This is a genomic window from Leptospira yasudae, from assembly GCF_003545925.1.
Classification (GTDB): Bacteria; Spirochaetota; Leptospiria; order Leptospirales; family Leptospiraceae; genus Leptospira; species Leptospira yasudae.
This window is the reverse complement of the sequence record NZ_QHCU01000007.1, coordinates 1-25322: the sequence shown is the minus strand read 5'-3', so window position 1 is coordinate 25322 and position 25322 is coordinate 1. Positions and strand designations below refer to the sequence as shown.

The window sequence follows — 25322 nt, the reverse complement described above, 5'->3', positions numbered from 1 at the left end:
CTCAGAAAATGTGGTTAAAGTTCATAAATATCTGTTTGTCTTCCTTGGAAACCGCGTAATCCAACATCAGGATCGTACTCTGATTCCATGCGATTCGAAATCCCAAACCTCGGGAATATTTATAATCTTTGAGTCCTACGTTGTGTTCATCGTTCCAAACCCGACCGAAATCCACAAACGGAACGAGGTTCAATGCGAAGTGTTGACCCGCAACGGTGAAATCGAAAAACTTCCAACGGACTTCAACGTTTCCCCATCCCATCGCTCTACCGGAAAAACGATCCTGTTTGTAACCGCGTAAGGTTCTTAAACCTCCGAGACCGGTAATCCCGCCTTCGGTCGACCAAAGGTTTCTATATTCGAAAAAAGGAGCGTCCCCATCGGTCATACCGAAAGCGCCGCGGCCCGCAATTACGAGTTTATCAAACGTTTTCGGGAACGGGCTGTAGAAGACTTTCATCTGAGTGAAATATTTCGAATATTGAAAGTCGGAACCCAAGGACTTGGCGACCTTTTCATACGTCGCTTCCAGGAAAATCCCTCGGTTCGGGTCCGGTTCCAAATCCCGGGTATCCAATACCAGACCGAAGCGGACCGAGTTTACGTTTCCACCATTGGCGCCGATGATTCTTCCCGCTTCCGCGTCTTCGGTCACTTTGGTTTTTCCCGTAGGAGCCATACCCGAATTACTGAAAGGGGTTCCTTCCGTCAAAGGATCCGTACTCTTTACGAACTGACCGTCAAAGGTCTTTACGATGTTTTGCGAAACGCGAAGTCCCGCTACGGTACGAACCAAACCTCCGAAGAAGATATGCTCGCCGCTGATATTCGCCTGAGGAGAACGGATATCGTATCGGTTGTACATCCGATCCGTTACGCGAAACGCGTCGTTGGCAGGAAGTCCCGAATAATTCCCTCCCTGCAACTCGACCGGATCTCCCGGACCGCCGGGTCTTGTGAAATAAATATTCTTTTCCCGATCGTGATACGTTGCGTTTCGTACAACTTCTCCGCCGGGTTGGTTTCTTTCCTGATACGAGAGGGTTTCAAGGGACTTCTCCCCGATCCCGTAATACAACGTGTTTGGATTCGTATCATAGATCAAATCTCCGCGCAATCTCCACTTCGAATCGAAGATATAAGGGGCGTCGAAGCTGATGTCCTGATACTGTCTGTTTTTGGTCGTGTTAAAATACTGCACAAACATTCGAAAACGATAAGGAGTATATTCAAAAAACGGATCGGACTTTTTTCCGTTGTTGATCAAGAATACGCGGACCCCGTAACCGACGCCCACGTTCGGGTCGGAGTTCAAAAGAGGAAGTCCTGTCGGGAACCAACCTTCTTTCTTTTTACAGATGTCTTCGGGTCTCAACCGTCTCATTTCCGAGATTTCAAAGGGCAGATCCGTTCTTGGCTTTCGATCGCTGTAATCCACAAACGCGAGCTTGGAACAATCCTCTTTGTTTTGCGCATACACCGACCCAGCGGTTAAGGTCAGAACGAGCATACAGGTTGCAATACTTACGAGTTTCAGAAATTTCTTCATGGATTTCCTGTTTCTATATTTCAGAACAAAACGGAAACGGTTCGGGGACATGCTGTCAATAGGATTTTTCCAAGAATCGGGAAATACGTTAGGAAAACTAGGGTCGAATTCCGGTTATTCATAACAATTGGTATAATACCTTGGAAAAGAGGAGACATCGATTGTGACGAGAGAATTCCGATCGAATTTCGATTCAAACACAAGGAAATTATATCTTTCCAAACGAAAACCGAAACGGTGTTAGTCTTTATGTTGTTTTGCGGGAACTATGGTGCGGCGTTTTCAGTCTGCGGTGTTTGCGGATGAATTCTTTCGGGCTGAGATAACCTTTCGAGTCTTTCCCATACCCCGGTCCGGTGGGAAGAAAGAAGTCTTCTCTCATTTCAAAATGAAGATGCGGTCCGTAACGCCGATTTGCGTCTCCGATTTGTCCGATCTTCTTTCCTTTTTTAACCTTATCTCCTTTGGCGACGTGCATCTTGGAAAGATGCGCGTATAAGGAATTGATCCATCTTCCGTCCGGAAGTCGATGCGTGAGAATGAGAACGTTCCCCCAACCCGGTCCTTCCTCTCCCGCGAACTTTACGATTCCGTTGGAAACCGCATAGACCGGATCTCCGTAGTCGTTTCGACCGATCGCGTTCCAGTCTTCTCCGAGATGAAAATTCTTTCCAAAGGGTTGCAGATCGAAATACCCTTTTGCGTTCGGCGCACCGACCGGAAAATCAAAACCGTTGGAAATAAACTCTGGATGTGTTTCGAAGAATTCTTCCGCTTCTTCGAAACGGAGTTCGTCTCGAAGCGGAATCGGATTCTTCGCTTCTTTCGTTTCCAAACAGGATAAAACAAGGAACAAAAGTGAGGAGAAGAAAACAAGACCGGAGGTTCGCAAAGATTTTTCTGCTTTCAATTTCCTTTCGAAATCCTTTCGATCTTCTCCGAACAATGAAAACGAATCGAATCAACCGAGGACGTAAAAATGAATCGTACGTCCCGAAAAAATCGAAAACGGCCCTATCCCAGATTCAATTTCAAAATCACGTCGTCTTGGGAAACCATCGAACCTTCTCCCGTCAACACCTCTTCCACCGTTCCTTCGCCCGGAGAAAGAATGTTATTTTCCATCTTCATTGCTTCAACGATCGCTAGCACGGTTCCTTTTTTAACCGCAGCTCCGGGAGAAACCAAAACACGGATGACCTTGCCCGGCATCGGACTTTTGATCAAACCGCCGCTTCCCTCTTCCAGATGAATTTCACGATTGGACAAAACGACTTTGGTATTCCAGCCTTTGTAGTGGATAAAGATCTGGTTTCCCTTCCGGAGAATTCTCCAGTGATTGCCCGGACCCGAAAAAAGTCCGTTGCCTTCGCTCTGAAAATTTCTGGAAATCCGAAAGTCGTGAACGACACCGTCTAACACGATCGATACGGACGTGTCACCGGGAGAATTGGATCGAACTCGAACGGGAATCTCTTCTTCCCTATGTCTAAAACGAAAATTCTCTTCGATCACCAGAAACCTCCCTGCCCTACGGCTTCCCAAATTCCTTGGGATTTTTTCTTTTCGGACAACGCCGCGGCCGCAAAGGAAAACGCGTCGGCTTGCACTTCTCGTTCGGGGGCGAAAAGAATCGTTTGTTCTTCAAGAAAATGAGTGTGCGTCAGACCCTTCTTAAATTCTTCATGGGAAAGAATTCCGGATAAGTAGAACGTGTTCGTGACGGGTCCGAAGATCACCGTGGACTCGACGGATTCTTTCAAACGAGCGGCGCATTCTTCCCGCGTTTTTCCCCAAGCGATCATTTTGGCGATCATCGGATCGTAATACACGGTGATTTCCGAGCCGGTTTCCACTCCCGTGTCCACCCGTAAAAACTCCCGATCGGGAAATTCAATATATTCTAATATACCCGTGGATGGTAAAAAATTATTTTCGGGATCTTCAGCGTAGATCCTCGCTTCGATCGCGTGACCGTTCTGCGTGATTTCTTTTCCACCGGTGAGATCGGAAAGTTTTTTTCCTTCGGCGACTCGAATCTGCCACTCCACCAGATCCTGTCCCGTGATGTATTCCGTTACGGGATGTTCTACTTGAAGTCTCGTGTTCATTTCGAGGAAGTAGAATTTTCCGTCCTTACCCAGAATGAATTCCACCGTTCCGGCGCCGACGTATTGAATCGACTGCGCGGCTTTGACAGCGACCTTGCAGATTTCATCCCGAAGCGACGTGGGAAGATTCGGCGCGGGAGATTCTTCGATCACCTTTTGATGTCTTCTTTGAATCGAACATTCGCGTTCGAACAAGTGCATTACGTTTCCATGTTTATCGCCGAACACCTGCACTTCGATATGCCGCGGTGTTTCGATGTATTTTTCGATAAAGACGGTTCCGTCTCCGAAAGCCTTCTGCGCTTCTCTTTGAGCGGACTCGAGGGAAGAAAGAAACTCTTCGGGTTTGTAAACCCTCTTCATCCCCTTTCCTCCTCCGCCGGCCGTAGCCTTGATCATCAGAGGATATCCGATCCGTTCGGCTTCTTTTTGAAGCACCTTCGGATCTTGGTTTTGTCCGTTGTATCCGGGAACGACCGGAACTCCGGCCGCTTCCATCTTGATCCGGGAATTGATCTTATCTCCCATCAGTTCCATCGATTCGGGAGTCGGTCCCAAAAACAGAATCTTCTCTTTTTCCAACGCTTTTGCGAAATCCGGTTTTTCGGACAAAAATCCGTAACCGGGATGCACTGCTTCCGCTTTCGTCTTGCGGATCGCGTCAAGAATATTAGAAATATTTAAATAAGAAGAAGCCGGACTCGGCTCCCCGACATAGACCGATTCGTCGGCGAGTTTTACGTGCGGAGAATCCTTGTCCGCGTCCGAATACACGGCCACGGTTTTAATTCCTAGTTTTTGACAAGTGCGTATGACGCGCACCGCGATTTCTCCGCGGTTTGCGATCAGAAGTTTGGAGATCAAGCGGGTACCGATTCCTTTTTGGCCTCGGAATTCAAAAGCGCGTCTAACGCTTTTTTCTCGCGGTCCATCGTTTCATGTATGAAATCCTTGAATTCTTCCCAAGTTCCGTATTGGGTCGGATCGTAGGTTCCGATCTGTTTGTAAGCGACGACGAATCCTTTCGACATCGTTTGATATCCTGTGAGCCCTGATTTCAAAACGATCACGACCGGAATCTTATTATCCCAAGCGAGTTTGATCATCCCTTTCTGCATGTGCTGGATTTCTTCGCTGTAGGAGTTATGACCTTCGGGATAAACGATAAACGAAGCATCCTTCAATCCTTTCAGAAGGTTTCTTACCGAGACCGCGATCGTCGCCGCCTTGGAAGATTCGAACACCTGCGATCCCATCGCCTTCATCCACCAATACGCGATCAGGGTTTTTTTTATCACTTGGTTTGCGAGATACGGTTTGTTGATCACGAGACAATCATACGGGAAGTCGAGTTCGTTGACGTGGTTCACAAAGATCATGTGTCCTTTCGTGGGAATTTGAAATTCTCCGATTCGAAAGAAACGGGTTCCCGTCATCCAGCGGATCGCGTCTCCCCAAACCGCGGAACCTTTCAAAAAGGCGGCGTTCTTTTTCTTTTGATTTCCGATCAAAGCGAAGAACAGTCCCGCAACCAAACTCGGAAATGCAAAACTAAAGACGAGGGGCAATGTGATTAAATAGGTTTTCAGAACGATTCGACGATACGATTTCGGAAAGCGGCCCAAACGGCTTTCCATAAATTTCAATGGGTTCATCGGAAGCAATCTTCTGAAGGAATCCGTTTTTAGAAAAGCTAGTTTTCAAAAGAAAAAGCCCGCTTGTTTGCGGGCTTTTTTTTTACCGAACACGATTCAGAGGTTCGATGGAGATTCTTTCAAAATGAACGAAGGTTTGCTTTTTAACCTTTGAACCGGCGAGGAATTTCCACGCCTGATTTGCGTTCTTTCGTAAAACGGTTACTTGTTGTTCGGAGCTTTGTCTCCCATCAACTGTTTGCGTTTTTCAGGATCCCATTTCAGGAAGATTCTGTTTTTGACTTCGTCGTCGTAGATCTTTTCCAAAACGTCCACGGCGTCTCTGCGGTATTCGTCCGGAATTCTTCTGTCGAACACGGGGCTCATTCTATGATCGTATTCCAACGTCGGGTTTTGAGAAAAGTCGTAGGTAACTCCGTTCAACACGACCGGTTCGGAAGATCCCGCCTTTCCTTCATCGTCTTTGATCGCTTCGGTTTTCGCGTCGCTCTTAAAGAGATAATAATTGTCGTACGGATATTTCAGTTTAAAGATATTGATCGCGTTCGCTCTTGCGTCCCTGCAGAGTTGGATCGCCGCTAGATAATGTTCGATTCTATGTTTTCTATGGCTCGGTTGAAGTTTCTGGTGTTTTTCCAGATGTTTTTCGATCTTGAGTGCGTTGTTACGCGCTTCTTTTGCAAGACCTAAAAATTTATAACCGGTTTCCATATTCTTTTCGATCGCGTATTTGTTCGTAACGTAATGGAAATCTCTCGGGTTGTACATTCTTCTCGTAAGAGGAGATTCGCGGTTCGCCGTCATGTCGCGCACGATGAAGGAATTCTTACTCCATTCGATCGCGATGTCGACGAGATTTCTGTCTTCCGGATTGTTCTGATTCTTCTTTTCGATCGCGGCTTTTAAGATTTCGTCCGTTCTTTCCACGTAATACTGAGACAATTCTTCCAGAAGCATTTCGGTTCCGAGCTGCGCTTCCAAAAATCTGCGGTATGCGTTTACGTGATTGTTTTCGAAGAAGTATTGAAGTCCTTCTTGATAAAGTCGTTTGAGTTCCTTGTATTTTCGGACGCGGTCTCCGTCTTGTTCGGGAGCGCCGCCTTGCTGGTTGTTAGCCGGAGCCGTTTGCCCGCCTGCACCTTGCTGATTCTGTCCGCCCGGAACTTCCCCTTTGTAGTTTCGAACAAGCGGTTCGATGGCTCGGAGATATACGAGTAATTCCACCCTCTTTTTGTAGGCTTTGCTGGAAACAGCCTCCCCAAATACGGATACGGGAAGAATGGAGATCGCAATTAGAATCAGAATCAGTCGTTTCATCGGTTAACCTTTATCCCTTCTTTACGGGCTTATAAGCCACGGGCAACGGGAAATTATTGCTTTTCTTCCTACTCTATCGGTTAGAATGGTGTCCGAATTGACAGCCCGTCCCTGTTTTTTTCGGGTTTTTCACAGATAAGACTATGACAGCCAGCGCTCTCGCACAAGGAAAAAAGATCTCGTTTCGTGCAAAGGAAGATACGGTTTGTCCGATCTGCCACGAAGTTCATCAGAAAGAGAACATGTTTCAGGGCGGCGGCCGTTTGATCGCCGGTAAACTCACGATCGAACTCAGAAGACTTTACGAAAAGAATAAAAAGTTCGGCCGCGTGAGTCCGAATGATTATGTCATCAGCGTTTGTCCCCGTTGTCTGTATTCTTCCTTTTCCAAGGATTGGTCCGCGTTAGACGCGGAGGAAAACGAAAAGATCCGTTCCCAATCCGATACGAGACGTTCCAATCTGGAAAAGATTCTCGGGCCTTTGGATTTTTATCAGGACCGCAACCTGGTTCTCGGAGCGGCTTCCTATCTTCTCGCGATCGAATGTTATCAAAATCGAAAGGTCACCGTCGCTCCCACTCCGAAGAAGGCGGTTTGCGCCGTTCGAGGAGCGTGGTATTTCGACGATCTGAACAACGACTTCCCGAGCATGGGATTCGATAAGGTGCGCGACCTGCTTTACCAAAAGTCGGCGGGCTGGTACACGGATACGATGGAGATCATGCAGAGCGGTTCCGAACCGGTCGATCAGGCTTCGTATCTCTTAGGTCCGGACACGGATAAGAACTGGGCCTTTGACGGAGTCATTTATCTTTCCGCCTATCTAACGATGAAGTTCAAAGACGAACTCGCATCCGAACCCGCGGCAAAACTCAATCTTTTAGTCAGAGCCAAGCGGACTCTTTCCAGACTCTACGGTTCGGGAAAGGGATCCAAATCCAAACCTTCCGTCATCATCGACATGGCGAAAGAACTCTACGACGAATACAACAAGCTCATCGAGGAAATGGGAGGAGAAAAATAAACTACGCCCTCCTCGTCGAATACGACGGACTTTGTTTCAACGGTTTTCAAACTCAAAAAGATCTACCCAGCATTCAGGAGAATCTCGAAAAGGCCGCAACCATCCTTCTTCGAGAAGAGATCGCGATCAGCGGAGCCGGAAGAACGGACACCGGAGTTCACGCCCGCGGAATGATGGTGAATTTCAAGACCACGAAGACCGTACAGAATTTCAGCAAATTTCTTTTGAGTATGAACGCCATCACCGATCCGGGGCTTTCCATTCTGAGCATGATGGAAATGGATGAACAATTCGACTCTCGCTTTTCCTGCAGTTCGAGAGAATACGAATATCTCATTCTCAATACGAAGTATCCGAGACCGACTTGGAAAAATCGGGCCTTCTGGTATCAACATAAGATTGACGTTCCGCGCTTAGAAGCCGAACTTGAATTATTAAAGGGAGAACACGATTTCCGCAGTTTAGCGAAAGTCGCTTCCATGAAGAATCGTTCCGCGGTTCGGACGATTTTGGATACGGGACTGGAACGGAGCGCGGAATTCGACGGTCTCTTAAAAATAAGGATCCGAGCAAACGGCTTTCTTCACAATATGATTCGGATTCTTACGGGTACCCTTCTGGAAATCGCAAACGGCAAACGACAAGACACGAACGTTCTGGATATCATTTCCTCCAAAGACAGAACGATCGCGGGTATCACTCTTCCACCTCACGGACTTTATTTTATCAGAGCGTATTACGATTCGCATCCGCAAATCGATACGATGTATTCTCTTCGGGACTTTCAATAATAAGTATGTTTTCCCGGTTTCGAATCTCCCCCAAATCATCGATCCTCGTTTTGCTCACGATCGTACCGGGAATCCTATCCGCGTCTCCGAAGAAGTTGGACGTGTTCGAACTTCTAGGCGGGTATCAGCCCGACCTGGGTAAAAATAAATTCTTTACCGATTTCATTCCGAAACCCTCGGCTCAATCGGGAAACCTTCCTTCCAGCGGAGTGATCGCCAAAGAGGACGAGGAAGCCGAAGCGGCGGAAGAAGAGGAAGAAAAGAAGGAAGGCTTTCACGATAACCGAAAGGCCGAGATCGGAGTTTGGCTCGGCGCTTCCAATCCTTGGCCCGGAACCGAGACGCAGAAATATCTGGATACCACGCTTGGAGGCGGATTCTTTTTTAGAATTCCCTGGCCTTGGATCTTTTATCTCGAGATGGGAGCGTTCTACGCGAACTATCTTTCCGCTACCGAACGCGCCTTGACTACGATTCCCGTCTATCTCGCGTTAGGTTATAAGATTCCGATCGATCTTCCGATTTCGTTCATTCTGCGCGCGGGAGGCGGAGAGGCCTTCGTAGTCGCAAGGCCTTCCAACACGTCCCGTTGGGATCCGATGATGCTCGTCGGTCTCGAAACGAGCTTTGTCGCCGGAAAAAAGATCCGAATCGGAATTCGGATCGATTACAATAAGATCTACGAATCGCAGCTGGACGCACCCGAAGAATCGAAGTATTATTATGCGAGTCCTTACGCGGATTCTAGGCTGAACAACCCGAACTACTATCGGGTTGTGGACACGGAATTCTTTCAATTCGGTTTGATGGTGAGCGTATTTCTATGAAACGATCCTATTTTCCATTCATCCTGATACTTTCCAGTTTTCTAATGTTCTTTTGCCGTGTCGGCGACTGGAACGGAAAGGGAACGAAAAATCCGGTGATCAGTACCCTCTTCAACCAGAGAATGCTTCTTCTCGTAAAAGGAACATACGCGACCGACAATCCGATCGGATTCGAAGCCTACTCGGGCGGGACCGGTCAACTTTACCAGGATACGAGCGGAGAAGGATTCGATCCCGTATATGATTTATCGGGTCTTCCTCTGGCGCAGAATCTTCCGATCTTTATCGACATCGGAGAAATCCGTATGTCCACCAAATACGAAGAAGGTCTTTACAATCTGAGTTTGATCAAGAACGTAAAGGACACGAAGAAGTTTTGGGACGAGATCGCTCCGAACCGTCAGGTATTCTGCACGGTTCCGTATACGACCAACTCGAACTCCTGCCGTCTCAACGACGGAGAAGTCAAAGCCATTCAATTCTTCAACGGAGAAGGAGTTACGTATCCTTCCAACGATCCGACTTCTGCGACGGATTGGGGCGCGTTCGGAAACGGACCCGTTCAATTCTATTATACCGGTTTGTATTTGAGATCCTTGGTTACGGCTTGGGCGACCGAACCCGGTTTGACTTTTTCCAATCTGACCTTATTCGACAACTATCGCGTACCCGGAATCAATATCGTTCCCCGTTTGAGCTACAAACCCGGAGCCGACTCAACCGCTAAGACGATATTCCCCCCTCTCGTATTCCCCGCGTTGTATACCGCGGACGCTGGAGATCAGGATATGCTCGTATATCCCGGATTTGATCCGTATATCTTAGAAGTAAGGATGAACCTCAAAGAAAATCTGATGGTGCATTCTTACGTTTCGAGCGTCGGGGGAGTGAGAACCCTCGTCGGAGTCAGCGATTGGAAAGCCGACAGCAATCATAAGGGAGAATCGGATATGGGCGGAGGCCTTCTGCTTCGTTCGAGAATTATCCGTCCCGAGATCGCGTCCAGCTTGACGGTGTTAGGCGGAACCGCTTCCACGACCCACTACTATGGAGTTTACCGCCTAGGTGAGACCGGTATCGACGGCAAGCTTCCGTTGATCGCTTCTCCCGTACAAGGCGGCGCAACGAGAATGAAATACATTCATCCCGGAGAATATAGAATCCAGTGTTTAGGGGATCTCGCGAGGGTGGACGGCTATCCCGAAACAGTGGTCCGAGAAACCACGTTCGTAGTTCCGGAAAACGCGCCTCGTTCGGAAGTTCAAGTCAACCTGAGTTGTCCGTAACGGCGGAATCAAACCGATTTCGTAAAAGCCCGAATTTCTATTGACAGGGAATTACAACTTCCCTTGTAATAATGCAGACCGTCCCATTTATGACCCGCTTTCGTTCAGTGCAAAAATAGAAACTAAGGACTCTAAATCATTGATTTCATATTTACGTGCAAACCTCATTGTCTCATTCAAATCTTCATTTCTAATACTTCTTTTTGGATTTGTCCTATTTAAAAACTACAAGGAACTCAAATCTATCTTGATATTTGCGGAAAATATCCGTGGAGTAGAAATCAATTTACCGATAAAAATCTATAATCAAATTAACGACAGATTTGCTTCCGAAAACTTTAGTTGCGATAAACGAACAATCATCATTTTTAAACCGTCAGCCTATCCTGAAACCGTTATAAACATTCCTGCAATTTCGAAATTCGCTTTAATCCCCTGCCCTGCAGCGGCAATTACCGAACACGAAAACATCAATCCTTCGGAAGACACTCAAATAATTCGCTTATAAAAAACATTCAATTTTATGTATATATTTCTTTTATGTCTATTTTTCATCCCTATTCTTTGTTATCCTATCCTTTTACTATCATTTTCATTCCTGCAATTAAATTCCGTCTTCTTTCTCGTTCTGCTTACAATCATCGTCATCGTAGCAATCTTAAGATTCTCTAAGATCTTTAAGATAGATAATCCTAACTCAAACCGCATCCTTTCATCCAGAGTGTATCTGGTCTTTACGATCCTAATGATAAGCTTTTCCGTTTACTTCTTTCAGCTTCGAACCTCGATAGAACCGCTGGGAATGTGGGATGCGTGGGCGATGTGGTCTCCGAAAACGAAGTATTTCGTCTCTCGCTTCTTGGCAGGACAAAAAATTGAATTTCATCTAATTGAATGGCCGCACCCAGATTATCCTTTGGGATTCCCGTTGTTCGCGTCTTTCATCGGAATTCTTTGGGGTGCTTGGACTCCGAATCTGCAGGTGTTGACTTCGTTCTATTTTTATTTTCTCGGGTTCTTTTTTATCACAAGAATAAGAACGTCCTTAGGAATTTCCATTCTCACCCTTTTTATTTATTGCACTTTTTACAAATGGCTGATGCTTTCTACCGACCTTTGCGCCGATCTTCCGCTATCCATCTACTTCGCTTTTTGCATTTATTTTTTGATCGAGAAAGTTGGAATCCGCTATTTACAATTCAACTCGCAACGAATCGCTTTCGGATTTTTTTTCGGTGCCCTTTCCTTTTGGAAAAACGAAGGTCTTGTTTTAGCGATCATTTTGCTCGGAGTTTTTATGATTCAGTCCTATACGATTGATGGAAAGGATTGTTATAGAAAATTATCATTCTTCTTAATCGGCTTTGCAATCGCGATTTTCTTCGTTTTTTTTCAGAAGATGAGTTCCGCTTCAGCTCTACCGAGCGACTTTATCCAAAGCGGAAATTCAAAAGGTTCATTTATTAAATTACTGGAAAATCTTACTTCAACTGATCGCTGGGGAGTAGTTATCGCAGAAAAAATCCGTTTCCAGTTCAAGACAACGTACGGATTGTACATTGTAATTTTTGCATATTCTTTGTTTTTTGGGAAAAAGGAAATTCGGTACGGAGCTATTCTTCTTGCGATGCTTTCGCTCCTTTATGATCTTTTTTTTGTGGTAACAAACGCGGATTTAAGCTGGCATCTTCAAACAGCGTATGAAAGAATTCATTTTCATTTTTTTACCGCCTTCTTAGTTTGTTTCGCCCTTTCAGAAAAGCAACAACACAACAACGGTTTCGTTTCAAATTGATAAATTCAAAGCGCCGATAGATTGTATTCCGACCTTCAGTTACACAGCAAGTGGGGACCTTTTTCGTCCGAGTTCCGACGAAATCTTCAAGAATCGCCCAAAAACTCAATGTGTCGCTTCCTATGGGGCGCTCCACAGGTGGCGGGCTTTGCGGGAAAACTTCGGAGAGTTTTTCTCTAACAGAGAATTCAACTTTTGTAAAGTAGAATTTTCGCATTCGTGCTTGTCGGAACTACGACAAACACGAACATTATTTGGATCTGGTCTTACTTCAAAATCTCGTCTTGACGTCCCATCAATTTGATGCCGAGTCTCGGACCGATTTCCTGCACGATTCTCGAAGCAACGTAATTTCCCCAACGGGTGGACTTCTCGAGATTGAAACCGTGAGTCAGTCCGTATAAAACTCCCGCGGCAAAACAATCCCCCGCACCGGTCGTATCGATCGGTTTAACGGGAAATCCGTCGACATGAGTAATCGCGCCGTTCTCGGCAAAGTAAGCTCCGTTTGCGGAGTCGGTCATGAATACGAGAGGAGAAAGACCCGCGATGAACTTCAACGCTTCGAGCTTATCCTCTTTTTGCGAAAGGGCTCTCGCTTCTTCCACGTTGCAAAATACGATGTCGAAGTAGTCTTTTGTTAAGCGAATAAAGTCCTCACGGGAACGGTTGACGCAGAAAGGATCGCTGTACGTGTAAGCGACTTTGACTCCGTTCTTTTTGGATTCTTCCATAGCTAAAAGAGAAGCCTCTTTGGTTCCGGGTCCGTCCCAGAGATATCCTTCGATGTAGGAAATGCTGGAAGCCTTGAGTTTGTCCAAATCCACATCCGATTTTTGTAATGTGATGGAGATCCCCAAGTGGGTCAACATGGTCCGTTCCGCGTCGGGGGTTGTGAGAACCACGCAAGTTCCCGTATGTCCGCTGTCTTCCGGAGCGACGTCGAAAAGGATTCCGGCGTTTTCCATGTCCTTCTTATAGAATTCTCCGTATGTGTCTTTGGAAACCTTTCCGATATACGTTCCGGTTCCGCCGGAATTCGCGAGCGCGATCATCGTGTTGGCCGCGCTTCCTCCGGAACGAAGTTCCTTTTTACTTCCTTCCAGAGCGGTTAAAACGCCCGCCTGTTTTTCCGCGTCGACCAGGGTCATGATCCCTTTGTCGAATCCGAGACGTTGAATGAATACGTCCTCCGTGGGAACCAAAATATCCACGAGTGCGTTGCCGACTCCGAATACGTCGTAGTGTTTCATCGATTTATCCTTTTCTTTTCCATTCGATCAATTCCCAGCCGGTGTCTTCTTGAAAGAAAACTCCTTCTCCCCCCACCTCGTTTTTCAGAAGTTCCAAAAACTCTTCCTTACGTTCGGTGATGACTCCGCTGAAGAGGAAATGATTCGTTTTTACAGATGCAATTTTTTGAATATTCGCTTTTAATACTGCGAATGTGATGTTGGCGATCAGAAGATCCCATTCTTTTCCCTGAACCCCCTCGTGATCGAAACCGCCCTCTTCCACGACGAGAATCTCGGGAGAAATTTCGTTGTCGTCCCGGTTGAACGTCGCGGAACGCACGCTGTTCGGGTCCACGTCCACCGCGAGAATTTCGGATGCGCCCGACTTCGCGGCGGCGACGCTCAAGATCCCGGAGCCGGTTCCCACGTCAGCGATTCGTTTTCCGTTTAAACCGAGGCTTCCCATTCTCCCTAAAACGAGACGAGTGGTTTCGTGATGTCCTGTTCCGAAGGCAAGCCCCGGATTGATGAGCAAAGGAAGAATTCCCTGCGGAGTCGTGCTGACGGCCGTATCTTTTTCCCAAGTGGGAATGACGCGATACGAACCGATCGTGAAAGGTTTGTAGAATTCCTTATAGGCTTCTTCGTATTCTTTGGTTTCGATCCAACGGGATTCGAGAAAGAAGGATTCTCCCGCGTTGGCTTTCAGAAAGATATGAATTTTGATTTCGTTTTCTTTGTCTTCTTCCGCGAGATAGACGCGGAATTTCGTATCGTCCGAAATGATCTCCTCGTGCGGGGCTCTCGGAACTTCGCGGTCAAACAGAATTTCGTAATATCCCGCAACCCCCGCTTCGTCCAAAAACGATGTGAAGTCGTCTGCGATTTCTTTGGGTAGACTTAGAATGATTTCTCTGTATCTCAAGTTACTTCTCGGGTCTCATCCAAGATTTCCGCGTCGACCGCTGTGTCATTCCGGATTTCATTCTCCAAAACGAAAGTCCGAAAGTCTTTCACGATCCAAACCCAGATTCCCACGAACAAAGCGGTGGAAAGCCAACCGCCGAATCTCGATTGAGGAAGCACGAAGAAGTTGAAAAGTCCGTGTTGCGATACCGCGAGCAAAAACGCGAGAAACAAAGCCAAAGGACGATCCCTCGTTTCTTTGCGGTTCGATTTTATGAACGCAAGAGCGAAACAGAGATTGATGAGGAAGTGCGCGTTCGAAGATCGGATCGTCCGCCCTACGAACATCGCGATTCGATCTTCTTCCTTTGCGTTGAAGATGTAGTTCGCGTTTTCCACTCCCGCGAATCCGAGAGCGACAAATCCTCCGATCAAAACCATTTCCTTTTTGAACTCGTATGTTTTCCAATCAAAGGCGAAGAGAAGTCCTGCAAACAAGATGAGAATTCCCTTGCAGAATTCTTCCATCATCCCGGCTTGAATAAACGCGATATGTGCGGTCTGAGTGAGTATATGTCCTCCGCGTCTCGGAGCCGCGATTTTTACGTCCGGCCAAAAGATCGGATGCAGCTTCAAAACGATCTCGGTGGAAAGATATCCCAGAAAGAGCGCGAGTAAAATCAGAAAGATTCTCTGCTGCGTATTCTTACCCGGAAAAAGAAGAATCAAAAAAAATCCCCAAGGCAATACGGATAAAAACCCGAGGAGCGCGACGTTGAAACTCATAACTCCTCCATATAACGCCCGTCATACATCGTGACGAGTTCTTTCTGCAACGGAGTCGGCATCGCTTCCGGATCGATGCTTCCGTTCCAGAAAAGTTCCGTAACTCGGACATACCCTTTCGTTCCGGGCGGAGGCATGAGAGGGGAAAGACTTTCGATAAGCTCCAACGTCATCTGATCTTGTTCGGGATAACCCGAGGCTTCGACCAAATCCACGTCCACGACTTCTCCATCGGGGGTCACCGTATAGGCGACCACGGAAGAATAATTGCGGGGAGCTCTTCTCCAATATTCCATAAACGATTCGGGACCGCGCATCTTCGCGGAGATGTAGTTCGAATACGTGGAAGGCAGTTTTTTTCCGCGGACCTGTTTGACTTCCCCTTTGACGCGTCCTTCGTCCGCGGGTTTGTCGTCCGGAATTTTATCCCCTTCCTTTTGCGTCGGGGTTTCGGTTCCGGAAACGACTCCTCCGTTCAAACCCTCGACCTCGTTCGGAAGATTGGGGTCGATAAAGTAGAATTCCAAATTCTCCGGAGTGAAGTGCGTTCGTTGTCTTTCCTTTTCCTTTTGCTCCTTCTTCCGTTGAAGCGTGACCGGTATGATCAGGATCAAGGAAAGAAGAATGAAGTGAAGCAAAATACTATATGATAAATTGCTAATAAATGTGCTTCGGGGAGTTTTGTCCTCCGGTTCGGCCCGGAACGCGCGGTTCAAAAGAAACTTGGATATGATGTGAATGCCGACGATTCCTCCGAGAAAAACCAGAATCGGAACGACACTCGATGTGACCGCGAAAAATTTCTTATCGGCGATTCCGGGTTTGAGTCCCATCGACATGAGAAACCGGATTCCATCCGCGGGTTCGAGCCAGGAAAAAAACGCGGTCGCAAAAAACAGCAACAGCAGAAGATATAAAAACAGAATCGAAAATCCTTTCCAAAGATTTCCGATATAGATATGCCCCCATCCCGGGAAAAGCCAGTCGCGAACCTTCGCGTATCTTTGTTTGCGGACTCCCCCTTCTCCCTCGAAGCCGATCCTGCGCGCCGCTCTCGCCTGACGTTCGAAAAGTTTCCAAGGTCTTCGGAAAAGAAAGAATTGTTTTCCTCGGCTTAAGAGAGTATCTCCCGCGATCAACACGGAAAAGAAATAGAGAAAACTGTCTTCTAAGATCCCGAGTTGTCCGTATTCCAATCGATACGGATCTTGAAAGACGAGTCTCGAAGTCAGATAACCCGCTGCGAGAAGCACCAGAATTTTATAATGAATTCTTTCGATCTTTTCTTCGCGAGGATGCGAAGAAGGATTGGATCGGAATCGGCGTTTTCTTTGCTTCTTCAGATAAAAGGAATGGGAAACGAGAATCACGAGGCCGACGAGAACGTAAAAGCCGATCAGCCATTCTCCCAAATCCATTACGAGCGCGCGCACGAAGGCTTCCACGACCGGAAATAAGATCGCGGAAACTTCCAAAGGATACAAAATGCCCCAGCAAAAAATCTGGAAGAGCAAAGAGCCGAAGGCGGAGGAACGGACTTCCCGTCCTTTCGGAAAGGCAAAGAGGACTCCGAGCGGGAAAAAAATTCCCAGCCCGAGAAAGGGGGAACTCCAGGACAAGAAATTGACGCCGAAGATGACTAGTTTCTTTTTCAGGCAAGGTCTCCTTGGACGTTGCAAAACGGATTTCTATCAACCATTGGACCCGAATCGGGAGCTTAGGCAAACAAGAAATCCTTTCAAGTCGAGAATTAAAATACTTTATTCCGAAGTCCGGCACAGAATTCTGGACTCATGGAAAAGAAAGAAAGTCTCGATTCCTCTCTGAAGGAAATCGTATCCGTTTGCAAGCGTAGAGGGTTTGTCTATCCCGGTTCCGAAATCTACGGAGGACTCTCCAATACCTTCGACTACGGTCCTTACGGGGTCGAACTTCTCCAAAACCTAAAACAACTCTGGTGGAAATATTTTGTCCATCTTCGGGAAGACGTGGTGGGTTTGGATTCCTCCATTCTCCTCAACCCGAAAGTTTGGGAAGCCTCCGGGCACGTTTCCAACTTCAACGATCCGCTGATCGATTGTAAAAATTGTAAGACCCGAATCCGCGCGGACAAGTTCCTCGAGGATCAAAAGGGAGAGGGTTTTGCGAACGGCTTAACTCTCGAAAAGATGAACCAAGTCATCAAGGAAAGCAACTTCGCCTGCCCGAATTGCGGCCAACGCGGAACGTTTACCGAAGCCAGAGACTTCAACCTGATGTTCAAAACTTCGCACGGAGCGAGCGCGGAAGACGCGTTGGATATCTACCTCAGACCCGAAACCGCACAAGGGATCTTTTTGAATTTTAAAAACGTCGTCTCCACCACGAGAAGAAAGATTCCGTTCGGAATCGCACAAATCGGAAAATCCTTCCGAAACGAAATCATGGCGCGTCAGTTCGTTTTCAGAACGAGAGAATTCGAACAGATGGAAATGGAATTCTTCTGCGAACCCGGAACACAAAAGGAATGGTTCAAACACTGGGTCGACTATTGTATGCGCTGGCTCACGGAACAAGTGGGAATCAAAAAGGAAAACTTACGAGTCAGAGAACACGAAAAGGAAGAACTCTCGTTTTATAGCGAAGGAACCTCCGATATCGAATTCAAATACAACTTCGGTTGGGGAGAATTGTGGGGAATCGCTTCGAGAACCGATTACGATCTGAACCAACACCAAAAATTTTCCGGGGAAGATCTGAAGTATCAGGATCAGGTCAACAATCAGAAGTATGTTCCGTACGTCGTCGAACCCGCGTTAGGCGTGAATCGACTTTTTCTCGCAGTCGTGACCGACGCATACGAAGAGGAAAAACTTCCGGACGGAGAAACCAGAACCGTGCTTCGTTTTTCTCCGAAAATCGCTCCCGTGAAAGCGGCGGTTTTCCCTCTGATGAAAAAGGACGGACTTCCCGAAAAATCCAGAGAGATCTTTGCGGACCTCTCCAAACTGGGAAACATAGAATATGACGACGGCGGTGCGATCGGAAAACGCTATCGCAGACAGGACGAGATCGGAACTCCGTATTGTATAACAGTAGATTATGATACTCTAAAGGACAATACGGTCACCGTTCGCGAGCGGGACAGCATGAACCAGGAAAGAATTCCCGTAGATCAACTGCGGACCTGGCTGTTCGAGAGACTGTAAAACGGCACACGCCGCAACGTTGTCTGTCGTAGGTACGACAACGTTTGCGGGTTGGAATTATGATTTACAAAAGAGAAATTTTCTGTTAAAGGAAAATTTCGGAATCGTTCCCACAAGGCCCTCCGCAGAACAATCTGATCATCGTTTCTCCCAACACTCTTCTCCAATGGAGAAAGAATAAATTTAAAATCTTTTGGAAAATGATCTCTAAGAGAAAGAAAAAAGGAAGACCAAATACCCCTTGGAACTTAATCAAACTCATTCGCAGAGTCGAAAAAGAAAACAAAATCTGGGGCGCTACTAAGCTTCACGGTTTGCTTTTAAAGTTAGGTCATAACCTTTCCGAAAGAACCGTTTCAAAATATATTCCAAAACGTCCTACCGATCCTAAAAAACGTCTTTCCTGGAAAAGGTTCTACTCTTTTCACGCGGATACGATGGTCGTCTCGGATACGTTCTCCGTTTATTCTTCTAATTTTAGAAAGATCTTTCGTGTAGTTTTCTTTCTTCACATTGGCACACGGCAGATCATTCACTTTGACATTCATACGAATCCTACCACTAAGTGGATGCGTAAAGTTTTGAAATACGCAATTCGCAAACAAAGTAAATCAGGAAAGAAGAGGATTCGATATTTTTTGTCCGACAACGAGTCAATTTTTGGAAAAAGGTTCTCTAAATACTTAGAACGGATTGGAATTAAACACAAGAAGACGGCCGTTCGGTCGCCTTGGCAAAACTGCTATGCAGAGCGTTGGGTTAAAACTTGTAGGAATGAGTTTTTGGATTTCTTGATTCCAATCAGTCAATACCATTTGGAAAAAAAGTTAGGCGAGTTTATTGATTTTTACAATCATCATCGAACTCATATCGCCTTGAACAAAGATTCGCCTGTGCCTTCCCCGATTCTGAAACCGCCAAACGACGGTAATATGAAACTCGTTTCTACTCCCGTTCTCGGCGGTCTGTATCATACATATTCCTACGAAAACGTGGCTTAACGTTCTTTGATTTTTGAAAACTCATTCTGAAAACGAGTCAGCCTACCCATGGGCTGACTCTCCTTTCATTTCTAAAAATTGAACCGAATATCACTCAATTCTACTTTTGGACTGTGATTTCCTTTTCAAAACAATCGGTTTTGAGTTAAAAACTGAGCTCATGCTAATTCAGAGATTCATTATATTAGAAATTCATCTGCAATTTTAGTTTTTGCGAGCCTCAGCTTTGCTTATTTAACTATTGCGATCAAATTCGAACCGACAATAGCGGATAAGAAATTAGTGGTTATCTTTTCAAGGATATACGGAGATTTTTCTCGAAATGGTGCTACAAATATCATCAACGTTCCGCCTACCAATATTGCCTGATTTTTGTAGGTTTGAGTTTTAACTTCCTGCTGTTTTTTATCTAGAAGTTTAATATCCGCAGTAACTTCAAATCGATATCCGGAAGGAATTATTCCCAATGTTCCCATGCTTAAAAAGTTCAACAAAGTTATTAGGCCGGCATTCGAAGTAATTCTATAGTTTATATCATAGAAGATCACACTCTTATCTTTTGGTAGTTGCTCTTTGTTGTTTTCTTTTAAATAAACGACTTCATATTCCTTAAAACACGCGCATGAATCAATTTCACTCTTTATCGTTTTTTCAAAAGTATCCGTTTCAAGTTTTCCAACTCCAATGTCGACTCCGAAAGCATTGTAGTTTTTTATCGTGTAAACGAAATACGTCTTTTCCAATTTCTTTTGTGGAGCGATTATGCTCGCCGATTCGACCTTGTCCTGTCCAAAACTTACGCAGCTTGTGAAAAGCACCAATGCTGCAGCTCCAACGAGAAAATAAAATACATTTTCCTCTTTCATCATCATTCCTTATTAAATATTATTCTTCTTCATTACAAAAAAGTCCGATCGTCTTACGGAAGATCGGACCAATAGAGGTTAAAAGATGTAACAGCTTTTTTCAGAAAAGGCAGTTAACACGAGAAAGCGTTGTTCCGGAATAAGACACTTGGCAATAAGGAGTTCCCTTAAATCCACTCGTAGTTATCGTATTCGAACAAAGCGTCGTTGTATTGTCTGATACTTGTAAGCTATATTGACCGGAAACTTGTTCTGGAAAACTCCGAGTGCTTCCCGGTGTAACACTCAATATTGTTTGAGCGGCACTCCCCGTACAATCCGCGCCAGAATATAGACGGAGAATTACATTGCTACAAAGTGCACACGATCCGATTGACACATTGATAGTCTTCGGTGCGGAGTTCACTACAAGCAGTTGCATAATCGCCTCTGGCATTGTATCTTTTTTTCATCGCAACTCGTTAACAAAGCTCCGAAAGACAAAAATGCGACCACCAAACAGATCGCATTAACATTCTTTTTCTTTAAATAACTCACAAATTTTACTCCTTATTTATTGTTAATAATAAATTCCTAATTTATCCTTTATGCTCTCGCCGGCCATTGAGTTAAAATTTCACTTCGAAAACCACACTATTTGGGTTCGAACTTCTTGAATCCCGCGAATCATCAGAACTCGATTTCTGATTTCTTTTTCAAAACAATCGGTTTTGAGTTAAAAACTGAGTTCATGCTAATTCAGAGATTCATTATATTAGAAATTCATCTGTAATTTTAGTTTTTGCGAGCCTCAGTGAATTGATATGATCCTTAATGATCACATCGCTTCCATACTCTTCAGTTGCTCCGCTTCCTGTCTGTCATTTTCCATAATCTCATCCCGACGCTTTAAACATTCTTCATAATAACCGGCAGGAGCTGCACTACCTTGACCCCACGCTAATGAATTTTTAGGATCAGTTTCTCCTATATAAAATACTTCATATTTTCTTAACTCACCGTTTGCTTTATAAATCAGTTTCGCTTTAACTACATTTCCATTTGCAGAAAAGAACAATTCATCATTGATCACATTAATAATTTTAATTTCTAAATCTGTTCCTTTAAATCCAGAACGCATTCGTAACACATTTTTTTCCGGAATAAATTCTGAACATACTTTTCCTAAAGAAATGTTGATTTCCAAAGCCTGCAAAAACTTATCAGGAGCCATTGTAAATACACCCTGAATTTTCGGATGATCTGAAAGTTTGAAACTCGGATTGTTGTATTTCTCAAAATCTGGCTTCTCCGGTTCTTTTTCCTTGCAACTTGTCATAGACAAAGCGCCAACTAATATAAATAGTATAAATTTTTTCTTCATCTTTACATCGCTTCCATGCCTTTCAGTTGCTCAGCTTCCTGTCTGTTATTTTCCATAATTTCATCCTTACGCTTTAAACATTCTTCATAGTTACCCTTTGGACCTTGTCCCCAATCTAAAGCCTTTCTCGGATCAGATTCATTTAATTTGTAAACTTCAAATTTTCTTAACTTTCCGGAATCATTGTAAATTAACTTAGCTTTCAGCACTTTTCCATTTTCACTGAAATACATTTCATCACCGATCACATTGATGATTTGAATTTCTTGATCTTTTCCTTCCAGTCCTGAACGCATTTTTAATGTATTTTTTGCAGGAACAAACTCAGCACAAACCTCTCCAAAAGAAACATTGACCCCCAGAGCCTGTAAAAAATCATCTGGAGTCATCGTATATACGCCTTGAATCTTTGGATAATCGGAGAGTTTAAAATTTGGATTGTTGTATTTCTCAAAATCCGACTTCTCAGGTTCTTTCCCCTTGCAACTTGTCAAAACCATCATTGCTAACACAAAAATTGTAAGCTCTTTCTTCATCTTTACATCGGTCCCATACCTTTGGTTTGTTTCGCTTCAACTTCCGATGACTCATACATTTCTTCACGACGCTTAATGCACTCTTCGTAATAACCTTCTGGAGCAATTCCTCCTTGTCCCCATGCTAAGTAGTTACGAATATTTGCACCACCCCATTGCAGCTCTTTCAAAGTCTCAGGATCCTTTAAATCTGTTCGCTTATCAATTGGATATACGACGTAATGAGCCAAGTTTTCATCTTTGTAAAATAATTTCGCTCTTACGACCTTTTCTCCTACGCTTAAATAAAGGTTATCATCTATCAAATTGATTATTTTAATCTCAACATCCTTCTTTTTCATTATAGGGCGAATCTTTAATAAACTCTTCTGAGAGTCGAATTCAGTGCACTCATCAGTATATAAAGATTCATTTCCTTTTAATATTCCAAAATATTCCAATAGCTTTTCCGATTTTGCAATTATGTAAACCCCTTGAATTTTCGGATGATCCGAAAGTTTAAAATTAGGGTTATTGTATTTCTCAAAATCCGACTTTTCAGGTTCTTTTCCTTTGCACCCAACGCTGATCAAAAGCATTACCGATAAAGTTACAATGTTAAATAGCTTCTGCATATATTCCATTTCCTCTTTTTTTCTCGTTATTTTACATTACTCTGATTGTAATAAATTCCGTAAATCAGCTTTGTCTTATCTATTATTGACGCAGCCCCATTGTTTCTTTCCCCATTATTGTTCAAATCAAACAACTCCCCGTTGGGTCCAACCTCTGCTAAAGAAAAATGATTCGGACCCGCATTAATATCCGTATCCCAATAGATCTGAACAATCGATCCAGGCTTTAGATGCGAAATCGTATTCGAGATCGTATCCGGGGTTAACGGGTTTACAATTCCGGTTACTTTTCCAGTAGTAGGATCGACCTTCATCCCTTCAAAGTTGTTCGAGATCCGGTTGCCGCTCGAATCCACCGCATTCACGATCTTCGTGTCATAACCGCGAAAGCCGTTCATGTCATAGATCGGCGCATTGTTACCGTTAAATCTCACGTCAGCATTGCGGAACTTGTTGATCACATACTCTCCAAAACTCAGGTTTGTTTTGTTGTCTAAATACGCTTGGGTAAAATTCGTATTCATCTTACAAATCGCCGCCGCCATCGCGTTACCAAGCTGCATCGAACTGTTACCGGAAAAAACCCAGTCCTTGATCGCTTGAAACTCTTTGCCCCTCACGATCACGTCCGATGCGTTGAAGTTCTTCTGTAATGTATCTAACTTCGTATTGTATTGAGCAAGTGTAAGCGAGCCGTTCTGGAATTGACTCTGCAGATTCGATCTGTCATTATTAAACTGATTCGTTGCTTGGTCGAATTGCGACTTCAACTGCGGATCCATTTGAAAATTGTCTTTTCCACCGCTACGAATTACATCCATAATCACAGACGCTTGAACCGCCATACTGTTATTCTGTCCCTGATTGTTTAACCTCGGCTCTGTCATACTCAAGCCCATCTGACTTCGATTCGCATCTGTCACCGCAGGTAGCTTTTTAAACGGCGCGTTTAACGCATCCGCATACGTTGTTGCATTCATCGTTCCAGGCGGAGATTGATTCAAACGATTTGCGATTACATCGTTTACTTCACTTTGATACGGCATTCCGTTTGCATTTCGCGGATTACCAGGGCTTCCTTCATTAATGCTTCTTGCAATTCCATTGGTCGGATCAAAATAATTCGCTCCTTGAACCGCCTCCACTTGCGGCGTTACGTTATTGTTTGCAAAGATACTTCCTGCAGGGAAATTCCCGTTATCCAGCTTCGAATAGGCTGCCTTCAAACCCGTCTGTAACGAACTTTGAAGTAGGTTAGAAATCGTATTGTCTATCCTCTTTAACCCATCCGTTCCAAGCGTCTTTTGATACAAGGCGATATTTGCTTCGTTTGCCTTCTTGTAACCTTCAAGTAACGCCGCGTTCTGAGACTCTAATTGAGCGATCTTTCCGTCAATCACCGAGGTATCCACACAAAGGCTTCCGCAAGTCGACCCTAAGATCGATCCCGTAATATCATTTTCTTTTTGCGCTCTCAGTTTTGCAATCTCGTCTATATTCTTCAGATAATTGGAATCTTTACTCAAGTCCTGAGTCGCTTGTAACAAAATTCTTCCCGCAAGCGCTTGAGAGTTCGGGATCTTATCAGCTAACGCGGCCACTCGATTCTGCATTCCTATTTGTGAAGTATCGATATCCGCCTTGATTTTATTCAAAAGACTATTAAGCTTTTTAGTACTCGGATCATCTGGAGCCAATCGGATCGCATTGTCCACCGACACTTTCAGCGCATCATACGCCTTTTTCGACGCTGTATTTTTTTCAGACAGTCTTTTGTATTCCGGATCCTGAGCTGCTTGTTCTTGGGCAATTTTGATTCGATTCGAATCCCCTTCTGCGATTTGTTTCCGCGCATCCAGCAAATTCCCAATTAGAGTCTTGTCATTTGCTGGCAACGTTGTGCGCATAGCATCGAATATCTTTTGATTCGTATCCATTCGATTCTGACCTTGCGAAAGTTCATACGCGCTTGTGTTCTCATAGTTGTGAACCCAAACACCCTTCTCTCCCACAAAGTAACTGTGTGTTTCTTCCACTTCGAAGTTGTAAACCTTCTCACTTTGTGAAAGCTCTCTTGTATCCGATACGCTAATATACTCTCCCTTCGTTCCGATCAACTGATCTCCAGGTAAAAGATCTTTCGCCTTCACCCAACCCGATTTCGATGTAAAGTAAGGGTGATTCCAAGTGCTAACGATCGTTTCTCCCGTTCCAAGACTGATTTCATACAATGCGTCTCCGTCATGGTTCATCGTCTCCGTTACGGGTTTGTAGAACACTTCACCAGTCTCTTCGTCTTTTGTAAGAACCTCGTCACCCACTTGAATCTCTTCGATCTTCTTGAGTCCCGTCTTCGTATGAACCAACGTCCCCGCAACAAAACACTGCTGGAAAACCAAATTCCCATTCGAATCCACATACGCAAATTCACCAAACGCGTTACCAGCCAGGTTGTTTAGATAAATATTTGC

Annotated in this window: 23 protein-coding genes; 8 read left to right on the top strand and 15 right to left on the bottom strand. The window is 44.9% G+C overall.

Going from position 1 to position 25322, the window contains the following annotated elements; genetic code table 11:
- Position 1 precedes the first annotated feature (1 nt).
- The 6 genes from omp85 to DLM76_RS18320 form a co-directional block, all read right to left on the bottom strand.
- A complete protein-coding gene (gene omp85 / locus DLM76_RS18345) occupies positions 2–1549 on the bottom strand; it encodes an Omp85 family outer membrane protein (protein WP_118957419.1) in 1548 nt (515 codons plus the stop codon).
- 247 nt (positions 1550–1796) lie between these two features.
- A complete protein-coding gene (locus DLM76_RS18340) occupies positions 1797–2384 on the bottom strand; it encodes a M23 family metallopeptidase (RefSeq protein ID WP_429946437.1) in 588 nt (195 codons plus the stop codon).
- Between the two features lie 179 nt (positions 2385–2563).
- Positions 2564–3064 carry an acyl-CoA carboxylase biotin carboxyl carrier protein subunit gene (locus DLM76_RS18335; RefSeq protein ID WP_118957420.1) on the bottom strand — a complete coding sequence of 167 codons (501 nt, stop codon included), beginning with the start codon at positions 3062–3064 and terminating at the stop codon, positions 2564–2566.
- Positions 3061–4524, bottom strand: a complete 1464-nt coding sequence (locus DLM76_RS18330) for an acetyl-CoA carboxylase biotin carboxylase subunit (RefSeq protein WP_118966111.1) — start codon at positions 4522–4524, stop codon at positions 3061–3063. The genes DLM76_RS18335 and DLM76_RS18330 overlap by 4 nt, the downstream gene beginning before the upstream one ends.
- Complete coding sequence (locus tag DLM76_RS18325; RefSeq protein ID WP_118966110.1) at positions 4521–5315, bottom strand: lysophospholipid acyltransferase family protein; 795 nt, start codon at positions 5313–5315, stop codon at positions 4521–4523. The genes DLM76_RS18330 and DLM76_RS18325 overlap by 4 nt, the downstream gene beginning before the upstream one ends.
- A gap of 201 nt (positions 5316–5516) precedes the next feature.
- Positions 5517–6632 carry an LIC11274 family protein gene (locus DLM76_RS18320; RefSeq protein WP_118957423.1) on the bottom strand — a complete coding sequence of 372 codons (1116 nt, stop codon included), beginning with the start codon at positions 6630–6632 and terminating at the stop codon, positions 5517–5519.
- Positions 6633–6775: 143 nt separating this feature from the next.
- On the opposite strand from DLM76_RS18320, the gene DLM76_RS18315 reads away from it, so the two are divergent.
- From DLM76_RS18315 to DLM76_RS21485, 6 genes are all read left to right on the top strand, one after another.
- Entirely contained in the window at positions 6776–7657 is an 882-nt protein-coding gene (locus DLM76_RS18315; protein ID WP_118957424.1) for a DUF2225 domain-containing protein, read from the top strand.
- A complete protein-coding gene (gene truA, locus DLM76_RS18310) occupies positions 7564–8448 on the top strand; it encodes a tRNA pseudouridine(38-40) synthase TruA (protein ID WP_346725446.1) in 885 nt (294 codons plus the stop codon). Before DLM76_RS18315 ends, truA begins: the two co-directional genes overlap by 94 nt.
- Before the next feature lie 5 nt (positions 8449–8453).
- Complete coding sequence (locus tag DLM76_RS18305) at positions 8454–9275, top strand: hypothetical protein (RefSeq protein ID WP_118957426.1); 822 nt, start codon at positions 8454–8456, stop codon at positions 9273–9275.
- Positions 9272–10561, top strand: coding sequence for an LIC11270 family surface protein (locus tag DLM76_RS18300; RefSeq protein WP_167450797.1), 1290 nt, complete (start codon positions 9272–9274; stop codon positions 10559–10561). The genes DLM76_RS18305 and DLM76_RS18300 overlap by 4 nt, the downstream gene beginning before the upstream one ends.
- A 40-nt stretch (positions 10562–10601) precedes the next feature.
- A complete protein-coding gene (locus DLM76_RS18295) occupies positions 10602–11069 on the top strand; it encodes a hypothetical protein (RefSeq protein ID WP_118966108.1) in 468 nt (155 codons plus the stop codon).
- A 789-nt stretch (positions 11070–11858) separates the two neighbouring features.
- Positions 11859–12356 (top strand): hypothetical protein, encoded by a 498-nt coding sequence (locus tag DLM76_RS21485; RefSeq protein WP_147455807.1) that lies wholly within the window; start codon positions 11859–11861, stop codon positions 12354–12356.
- A 266-nt stretch (positions 12357–12622) separates the two neighbouring features.
- On the opposite strand, the gene DLM76_RS18285 is transcribed toward DLM76_RS21485, so the two are convergent.
- From DLM76_RS18285 to DLM76_RS18270, 4 genes are read right to left on the bottom strand one after another with little or no spacing between them, the layout of a single operon-like run.
- A complete protein-coding gene (locus DLM76_RS18285) occupies positions 12623–13609 on the bottom strand; it encodes an adenosine kinase (protein WP_118966106.1) in 987 nt (328 codons plus the stop codon).
- A gap of 4 nt (positions 13610–13613) precedes the next feature.
- Positions 13614–14516: a 50S ribosomal protein L11 methyltransferase gene (locus DLM76_RS18280; RefSeq protein ID WP_118957428.1), complete on the bottom strand. Its 903-nt coding sequence runs from the start codon at positions 14514–14516 to the stop codon at positions 13614–13616.
- On the bottom strand, positions 14513–15283 hold the full coding sequence (locus DLM76_RS18275) for a PrsW family glutamic-type intramembrane protease (RefSeq protein ID WP_118966105.1): 771 nt from the start codon (positions 15281–15283) through the stop codon (positions 14513–14515). The genes DLM76_RS18280 and DLM76_RS18275 overlap by 4 nt, the downstream gene beginning before the upstream one ends.
- Complete coding sequence (locus DLM76_RS18270; protein WP_118966104.1) at positions 15280–16902, bottom strand: energy transducer TonB family protein; 1623 nt, start codon at positions 16900–16902, stop codon at positions 15280–15282. Before DLM76_RS18270 ends, DLM76_RS18275 begins: the two co-directional genes overlap by 4 nt.
- 174 nt (positions 16903–17076) lie before the next feature.
- Between DLM76_RS18270 and DLM76_RS18265 the strand changes: the two genes are divergently transcribed.
- Positions 17077–18471 (top strand): glycine--tRNA ligase, encoded by a 1395-nt coding sequence (locus DLM76_RS18265; protein ID WP_118957431.1) that lies wholly within the window; start codon positions 17077–17079, stop codon positions 18469–18471.
- Between the two features lie 95 nt (positions 18472–18566).
- A complete protein-coding gene (locus DLM76_RS18260) occupies positions 18567–19472 on the top strand; it encodes an integrase core domain-containing protein (RefSeq protein ID WP_118966103.1) in 906 nt (301 codons plus the stop codon).
- A 230-nt stretch (positions 19473–19702) separates the two neighbouring features.
- Here DLM76_RS18260 and DLM76_RS18255 read toward each other — a convergent pair whose 3' ends face one another.
- From DLM76_RS18255 to DLM76_RS18235, 5 genes are all read right to left on the bottom strand, one after another.
- The gene (locus tag DLM76_RS18255) at positions 19703–20338 is read right to left on the bottom strand and encodes a hypothetical protein (protein WP_118966102.1); all 636 of its coding nucleotides are present in this window, start codon (positions 20336–20338) and stop codon (positions 19703–19705) included.
- A gap of 817 nt (positions 20339–21155) precedes the next feature.
- Positions 21156–21701 carry a hypothetical protein gene (locus DLM76_RS18250; protein ID WP_118966101.1) on the bottom strand — a complete coding sequence of 182 codons (546 nt, stop codon included), beginning with the start codon at positions 21699–21701 and terminating at the stop codon, positions 21156–21158.
- A 2-nt stretch (positions 21702–21703) separates the two neighbouring features.
- A complete protein-coding gene (locus DLM76_RS18245) occupies positions 21704–22237 on the bottom strand; it encodes a hypothetical protein (RefSeq protein ID WP_118966100.1) in 534 nt (177 codons plus the stop codon).
- 2 nt (positions 22238–22239) lie between these two features.
- Positions 22240–22851 carry a hypothetical protein gene (locus DLM76_RS18240; protein WP_118966099.1) on the bottom strand — a complete coding sequence of 204 codons (612 nt, stop codon included), beginning with the start codon at positions 22849–22851 and terminating at the stop codon, positions 22240–22242.
- Between the two features lie 26 nt (positions 22852–22877).
- On the bottom strand, positions 22878–25322 hold a 2445-nt coding region (locus tag DLM76_RS18235; RefSeq protein ID WP_174714648.1), incomplete at its 5' end, for a polymorphic toxin-type HINT domain-containing protein.